Origin of the sequence: Campylobacter sp. 2352 PW (assembly GCF_024723575.1) — a bacterium.
GTDB lineage: Bacteria > Campylobacterota > Campylobacteria > Campylobacterales > Campylobacteraceae > Campylobacter_D.
In genome coordinates this window covers 1-1500 of sequence record NZ_JANQCX010000033.1, presented here as the reverse complement: position 1 = coordinate 1500, position 1500 = coordinate 1, and the positions used below count along the sequence as shown (strand labels likewise).

At 21.6% G+C, this 1500-nt stretch carries 2 pseudogenes; both read right to left on the bottom strand.

Annotation, left to right across the window (positions count from 1 at the left end):
* Positions 1-696 (bottom strand): annotated as a pseudogene (locus CAMP5121_RS07965) (hypothetical protein); the annotation flags it as partial.
* A gap of 380 nt (positions 697-1076) precedes the next feature.
* Positions 1077-1500: pseudogene (locus CAMP5121_RS07960) on the bottom strand (hypothetical protein); the annotation flags it as partial.

The window sequence follows — 1500 nt, the reverse complement described above, 5'->3', positions numbered from 1 at the left end:
GATATCTTCTAAAGATAGTTTTTGTATATAGGCTATTTTTAAATTATTGATTACTTGTATAGACATAAGTTTATAATTATTATATTCTTGATTAAAGTGATTAAGATTTTCTAAAAATATTTTATACTCATTGATATATTCTTTTTCATCTTGTATATTATCTAAATATTTAAGATTTTGATTGAAAATATTATTATTGTAAAAATTACAAGAAAAACTATCAAAATTAAATTCTTTTAACAAATTACTATTTTTATTATCTATAGAACATAAAGGAGCAAAGGAATTTTGTATGTTTTTGTAGTAGGGGTAGAGAGAGTGGGCGGTGGATGTTGCTTTTCCTCCTAAAGAAGTTATGTTTATTATGAATAGTTTTTTTGTTTTGGTTATTTTTTTAATTGTTGTTAAAATTCCTGATGGTGCTAAATAATACAAAGGTCTTTCATTGATATCTTTTATTAAATATTCTAGTATAATATTTCTAGAAGTTTCATTTTTAACAATATCTTTTAAAAAGTCTAATTCTTCTAGTGTCTGCCTTTTATGAAAATCATCTAAAATAACACTTTTTTCTTGCCAATCTCTAAAACCTGAAATTCTAGCTAAAAAATCTCCAAAATCATAAAGTCCTATATAACAATCTACAATACCATCTTTAATATCCTTAAGATGTTCCATTAATCCTTTATCTCTCATTTTCTAGCCTTTTTAATTTACAAAGAAGAAGTAAAACAATATTTATTAGTTTTCTACTAAAAAGAATGATTATTGATAAATAACATATCATTTCAAATAATCCATATTTTGAAAAATATCTACCTAAATATATGAAATTTAAAAATACAATTGGTGGAAAGAGTAATAAGTTTTCACAAAAAATACTATACACCCAATCTATAATTTTATTAGAAACTCCATATTTACTTTTGCAATTTTTGCATTTTATTTCTAATTTGCCTGAGAATATATTCCAAATATTTTGTAATTTATTGATTTTTGTTTTACAAACTTCACATTCTTTATAAATAGACATTTATTTTTCCTATATAATTTAAAAATTATCTTTAAAATTTAAATTATCTTCCGCATGCATTTAATCTTCCTTTAGCAAAATTTATTAGACGATTAGGTTTTTTAGCGCCATATATTGTTTCGTATAATTCTTGATATTCGGTTTTTAAATTTATATCATACAATAAATTCATTTTTTTATAAGAATTAATCATATTTTCTAATAACTGTTCTTTTTGAGGTATAGAACACATAAGATTTATATCTAAAGTAAAACCAAAAAACAAAGTGTTGTAATTTACAAAAGTAAACTCAAACATTATTTTACCTGGATTATACTTAGATGGTAATTTTTCAATTTCACTCATAAAGACAAGAAACTCATCCACAACATTTAAATAATTATTAATTTCTTTTAAATCAGTGTTATTGGAAATAAAATAAAAATAATTAAGATTATTTTGCATTTGTAAAGTAAATAATACATCC